This window comes from Nocardia tenerifensis NBRC 101015, from assembly GCF_000308715.1.
GTDB lineage: Bacteria > Actinomycetota > Actinomycetes > Mycobacteriales > Mycobacteriaceae > Nocardia > Nocardia tenerifensis.
The window spans coordinates 22,016-28,066 of record NZ_BAGH01000182.1 but is presented as its reverse complement, the minus strand read 5'-3'; the positions used below and the strand labels follow the sequence as shown (position 1 = coordinate 28,066).

Here is a 6,051-nt window from a genome sequence, read left to right as displayed (position 1 = left end):
GACGCGGGCGCTGAGCGCGTCGGCGTCGCGGGCGGGCACGATGAGCGAGGGGTCCAGGTCGCGGACCGAGTCCGGCCAGTCCGCCGCAGTCGGTGACGACGGGGCGCGGCCCGCGGCGAGCGATTCGAGCGCGATCGAGGCCGAATCCTTCGAGGGCGGTGGTGGGTACGACGGTGAGCTCGGCCTGTTCGTAGAGTTCGGTGAGGCGCTGATCGTCGACGTGCCCGGCGAACTCGACGGTGTCGCCGAGCGGGGCCGCGGCGGAGCGCAATTCGGCCTCGGCGGTGCCCGTTCCGACGATCACCAGGCGCGCCGTCGGATGGTCGGCGAGCACGCCGGGCCACGCGCGCAAGAGGGTGTCGATCCCCATTCGGCGTTCGAGCCGGCGAACACACAGCACCGTCCGGTTTTCCGTGTCCGGCCGAATCGGAGTGGCGGAAAAGCGATTCAGATCTACGCCCGGCGGAATAACCGCGATGCGCGCCGAGGAAACCCGGTAGTCGGTATGTAGTACGTCGCGAAAGTGATTGGACAGCACCACGAATCGGTCCGCGCCCGCATAGCGTAGGCGTTCGATCAGATATTTCGCCCGCACGGCCGCCGCGCGCTGCCCGGTGAGCCTGCTCTCGGCGGCCCACGGGCCGTGGAAATGGACGACCAGCGGCAACCGCCCGCGCCGGCCGACGGCGGCCGGACCGTAGAGGCAGAAGTGCCGATCGAGCACGGTGCCGGGGTGCAGCCGGGCGCGGTCGAGGAACGCGATACGCGCCCGGCGCAGCGTGGAACCGCCTGTACCGCCCCATGTTCGGGCCCCCGGGACGGTGGGGGAACCGAGGCCGAAGGCGGCCGCGGAGACCTCGGCGCCCGGCTGTCGCGCGAGCGCCTGGAACAGATCGGTGAAGTACCGATTGAGCCCGCCGGGCGCGGACGCGAACCACTCGGATCCCGTCATATGCACCCGGACAGTCTCGGAACTACCCGTCACCCATGCCCCCTACTGGCGGTGATGGTGGACGAGCTGCATTCGGTGAACTCGCCTTTCCCGCAAAAGTCTAGGGGACTCCGGCGTATCTGGCGGGCAGACCGCGAGCAATCCCCGAATCAACCCAGATCGAACATATTCGGCTGCCCCGCATCGAACCGCGCGGCGTCCATTCGGCGCAGCGGTTCGAAGGCGGGAATCGACTCGCGGGTGTAGAGGGTGGCGCGCGCGGCGGCCGAGCCCGCGGCGTCGAGCAAGGCGTTGACGGCGGTGCGGCCCGCCTCATTGGCGCCCTCCATGGTGGCCAGGTCGAAGTTGGTCCGCACGTAGTCGGCGGCGAGGAAGAGGTTGGGGATCTTCGTGTGCGCGGTGGGCCGCGCGGCCCACGAGCCGATCGTGTTGATCAGCAACGGTTCATCGCTCTGGTTCTGCCCGTCCTGCCAGCTGATGCCCGGGTCGAGCAGCCAGTCGCGCACGATGCCGTCCTTCAGCTGGACCTTGCCGTCGTCGTTGAGCGCGGCGGCGAGCTGCGCCCAGGTCTCCTGATAGATCTCCTCGCGGGTGCAGTATTTGGCGGGCTTGCCGAACAGGATGCCCGGGGTGTCCCAGTCCGAGATGTCGATGGTCAGCCCGTCGTGGACGGTGCCGTCGCCGTACTTCGCGGCGTAGTCGACGTCCCAGAACGCGCGCTGCGAGTACGAGGTGAGCCGCCACGGCGCGTCGAGGTAGATGTTGTATCCCGCACCGAGTTCCAGTTTCTCGGTGACGAACATCTGCATGCCGCTCATCCAGTCGACGGTGAGCTCGTCCATGCGGCCGAGATCCGGGTCCAGCGCGCGGATCTCGGGCGACCAGAGCCGGCGCGCGCGATCGGTCGGCACCGCGCAGACGTACCAGTCGGCTCGGTACGGCTCGATCGTGCCGTCCGGCTTGCGAATTCGCGCCGCGTCGATCCGATCGCCGGCCGTCTGGAAGCCGTCGAGCGCGTGACCCGGCCGGAACCGCACGCCCATGTCGCGCAGCAGCGTCAGCCAGGGGTCGAGCCAGGCCTCGTTGGTCGGGCCGTTGAGCACCTCGTAAACCTTGGGGCCGCCGGTGAGTTCGGCGAGCAGCGCCAGGAAGAAGCCCTCCATCATGTTGCCCATGGTCCGGGTGCTCGCGACGTACTCCTTCGCGGCCACCAGGGCGCGCGTCAAACCCGTTGCCGCGAGGGCCTGGAACTGCGCCGACCGGCTGCCCGCGCCGACGAAGTCCCACCAGCTGACGTGCTCCCACTGCCCGAATCTGCGCTCCTCGCTGGAGGTCAGGTAGGTGACGACGCGTCCCGCCATGTGGATGGCCTCGGGCAGCGGAATGAGGTTGTTCTTCACGAACCCCTCGATCAGGATGCGCTGCAACCCTTCCGGGGTCAGCGCCTGCTTCGGGTCGAAGTAGAACCCGAACATGAGCGGGAAGCCGTCGGGCAGATTGCCGGCGCGCGGATAGCGCGGGTCGTTGACCGAGAACGGAATCAGATTGTCGTGCACCGTCTTCCGGGTGCCCGGCAGCGGTATGCGGCGCATGGTGTCGTGCACGTGGTGATAGAACGAGGTGAAGCCGCGGGCGCCGTGTTCGCCGGGCAGCGGGGCGCGGCCGTCGGCGCCGGTGCCCGGCAGCGGGATCGTGCGCGATTTGCCGCCCAGCTCCTTGCGATCGAAGACTGTCACCGCGAAGCCGCGCTCGGCGAGCTCGTGGGCCGCGGTGAGGCCGCCGATGCCGGCGCCGAGCACCGCGACGGTGTTGCGGGGCGGGCCATTTCGCCTGCGTGTGACCTGTGCCGCGGCCGGTGTCGCGGTCGCGGCCAAGCCGGCGACGCCGGCCAGACCCGCCGCGCCACGCAGCACCGATCGCCTGCTGACCGCGCTGTCCCGATATTGAGCTGTCACGTGCCCGACCCCGTTCACAATCTGACTATCCTGATAGTCATATTTAGCAGACGGCCGCGCACGATGGGGGACAATGCTGAGATGACGAACGGGGATGAGAAGCAGCGACGACCCGTGCGGCGCTACGGCGGGGTGGGCGCGGCCGATCGGGTCGCGGCGCGGCGCGGCAAGCTGCTCGACGCCGGGCTCGAGCTGTTCGGCACCCGGGGGTACCCGGCGACCGGCGTCAAGGACCTGTGCCGCGCGGCGGGACTGACCGACCGGTACTTCTACGAATCCTTCGGCGGCACAAAGGAACTGTTCGCCGCCGTGTTCGACGGCGTCATCGACGAGCTGTTCGCGGCGGTGGTCGTCGCGGTGGACGCGGCCCCGGCCGAGGGCGCCCGCAAGCTGCGCGCCGGCATCGGCACGTACCTCACGGCGCTGGCCGAGGACCCGCGCAAGCTCCGGATCGTCTTCGTCGAACCCACCGGGGCGGGCGCGGAACATCGCATGCGCGAGGCACTGTGGCGCTTCGCCCAGTTGGTCGCCGCCACCGCCACCGACGCGCGGCCCGAAGCCAGGCCGCCCGCCGAACTGGTCGACATCTACGCACTGTCGGTCGTCGGCATGCTCGAGCGGGTGCTCGTCGAGAAACAGGGCGGGCGGGTGACCGTACCCATGGACGAACTCGTGGACTATTGCACGGCATTCGCCGGTGCGTCGCTCGGCGCGCTCTACACCGGGCGGATAATCAAACAATCCGGTCGGCACGAAGTACGTTCGCGCGCGACGGACTGAGTTGCTCGGAGCTGTCGGGTAACTCGTCGTCCGGTAGCCGCGATGCATAGCGTGGGGTAGATTTCACAACGAGTTCGTGCTCGGCACGGACCGACCCGCGGGGGACTGGCGGGAGGACGAGGAACAGTGGGGACCGTAGGTTCCGAGGCCGAGCGCGCCGCTATCGCCGAGGGCGATATCCGGGTGCTCGTGGAGAACGGCGAATACTGGCTGCGCAACCGCGGCGATATCGCGATGATGGCCGTCACGGTCGAGCGGCTGCGCGCCCGCTGGCCGAGGGCCAGGATCGGGGTGCTCACACACCAACCCGGCATCCTGCGGGCGCTGCTACCCGAGGCGGAGCCGCTGTGCGGACCCGAGTGGAGCTGGAGCCGCGACGGCTGGCCCGCACGCCTGACCCGTTCGGCCGGAACGAGATTGGTCGGTCCGGCCGCGCTGCGCTGGCGGGCGGCGACCGACGGGCCCAAGGACCGGCTGCGGGCGCTGCGCTCGGCGGCCCGGCGACGCGGGGCCGGACCGGGCATCACCGAGCACGTCGCGACGCCGGAGCAGACCGAGTTCCCGATCGAGATCCCGGCCGCCGTCGAGCAGGCCTCGCTGGTGCTCGCGCTCGGCGGCGGCTACATGACCGATGTCGACCGGTACCAGGCGCACCGCACGCTGAATCTGCTCGAACACGCTCGCGCACGCGGCATTCCGACGGCCATGGTCGGCCAGGGGCTCGGCCCGCTGCGCGACCCGGCGCTGGTCCGCCGCGCGGCGCAGGTGCTGCCCGACGTCGACTTCCTCGCGCTGCGCGAAGGCCGCCGCGGCCCGGAACTGTTGTCGCGGTTCGGCGTCGCGCCGGAGCGGGTGCTCGTCACCGGCGACGACGCGGTCGAGTTCGCCTATCGCCTGCGGCAGGCCAAGATCGGGGCGGACATCGGGCTGTGCCTGCGGGTGGCGGACTACTCGCGGGTCAGCGCGTCCGCGCAGGCGACGCTCGGCCGGGTGGTCCGCGCGTGCGCGGCACGGCTCGACGCGGGCGTGGTACCGCTCATCATCTCCGAATACGCCTCGGAGGACCGGCTTTCCACGCTGCCCCTGCTGGCGGGCGCGCCGAGCGCGCGGCCCGCGGTCGGCCGGGGCGGCACGCCACAGGACGTCGCCCGTCAGGTGTCGGGCTGCCGGGTGCTGGTCACCAGCGCCTACCATCTCGCGGTGTTCGCGCTGTCCCAAGGGATTCCGGCGGTCGGCATCACCGCGTCGGAGTACTACGACGACAAGTTCCACGGGCTGCGGCAGATGTTCGGCACCGGCCTGCGGATCGTGCACCTCGACGACCCCGCGCTGGACGAGACGCTCACCGAGGCCGTGCGCGCGTGCTGGGACGAGGCGCCCGAGATCCGCGACGGGTTGCAGCAGAAGGCCGTCGAACAGATCGAGGCCAGCCGGGCCGGACTCGAACGGGTCTTCCGCCTGGTGGAGAGCGGTCCGGTGCGGCCGGGCCATCATCGAGGGGGATAGACCATGACGCGACTGTCGGTTTGCGTTCCCGCCTACAACTCGGGGCGCACGCTGGACACCACGCTGCGCTCCGTGCTCGACCAGGACGTGGATTTCGAACTGGTGGTGCTCGACAACGCGAGCACCGACGAGACGGGCGCCATCGCGCACTCGTTCGACGACCCGCGAATCCGGGTGCTACGCAACGACACTGTGCTACCGATCGGCGACAACTGGAACAAGGTGATCGCCGCGTCGACCGGCGAGCTGCTGAAGGTGGTCTGCGCCGACGACGTGCTTCGTCCCGGCGCGCTGGCCGCGCAGCTCGCGGTGATGGCCGAGGATCCCTCGATCACCATCTCGTCGAGCCGATTCGAGGTCATCGACGAGGACGGCGCGGTGCTCGAGACCGGGCTCGGCCTGGCCGGGCTGCTGGGCAGGCAGAGCGCGCGGGCGCTGGCGCGGATCATCGTGCGGCGCGGGCCCGCGGATTTCGGCCCGACCGCCGCGGCGATGTTCTACCGCAAGCACTTCGACGAGGTCGGCGGGTTGCGCGGGGACCTGGTGTTCCCGATGGACGTGGACCTGTTCGCCAGGGTCTCGTCGTTCGGCGTGTTCTTCGGGATGACCGAAATCCTTGCCGCATGGCGTAATTCGTCGTTCAACCTGTGCAGCCGCACGTCGACCATGAGCAAGCTGACCGACATGTACCGCTTCCACCACCGCATCAAGGACGACTACCCGCACCTGGTGAGCCGCGGCGACGTGCTGGCCGGCGACACCAGGCTGGCGCGGGCGGCGCTGTACCGCCTGCGGGTTCGCACGGTGGCGACCGTGCGGCAGCGGCCCGATCTACTGGTCTGACACCCTGCTACGCGG

The 6,051-nt window shown here is 70.0% G+C and carries 5 protein-coding genes; 3 read left to right on the top strand and 2 right to left on the bottom strand.

The annotated features are described in order from the left end of the window. Positions 1-952 (bottom strand): glycosyltransferase family 4 protein (locus ON39_RS14905; RefSeq protein ID WP_051186627.1); only part of this gene is annotated, 952 nt, incomplete at its 3' end. 149 nt (positions 953-1,101) lie between these two features. Then, positions 1,102-2,925 (bottom strand): hydroxysqualene dehydroxylase, encoded by a 1,824-nt coding sequence (locus ON39_RS14900; RefSeq protein ID WP_246003117.1) that lies wholly within the window; start codon positions 2,923-2,925, stop codon positions 1,102-1,104. Positions 2,926-2,988: 63 nt separating this feature from the next. Here ON39_RS14900 and ON39_RS14895 point away from each other — a divergent pair, with 63 nt between their 5' ends. From ON39_RS14895 to ON39_RS14885, 3 genes are all read left to right on the top strand, one after another. Continuing rightward, entirely contained in the window at positions 2,989-3,687 is a 699-nt protein-coding gene (locus ON39_RS14895; protein ID WP_040734627.1) for a TetR/AcrR family transcriptional regulator, read from the top strand. 126 nt (positions 3,688-3,813) lie between these two features. Next, a complete protein-coding gene (locus ON39_RS14890; protein ID WP_051186625.1) occupies positions 3,814-5,193 on the top strand; it encodes a polysaccharide pyruvyl transferase family protein in 1,380 nt (459 codons plus the stop codon). Positions 5,194-5,196: 3 nt separating this feature from the next. Next, positions 5,197-6,036 carry a glycosyltransferase family 2 protein gene (locus ON39_RS14885; protein ID WP_040734626.1) on the top strand — a complete coding sequence of 280 codons (840 nt, stop codon included), beginning with the start codon at positions 5,197-5,199 and terminating at the stop codon, positions 6,034-6,036. Positions 6,037-6,051 lie beyond the last annotated feature (15 nt).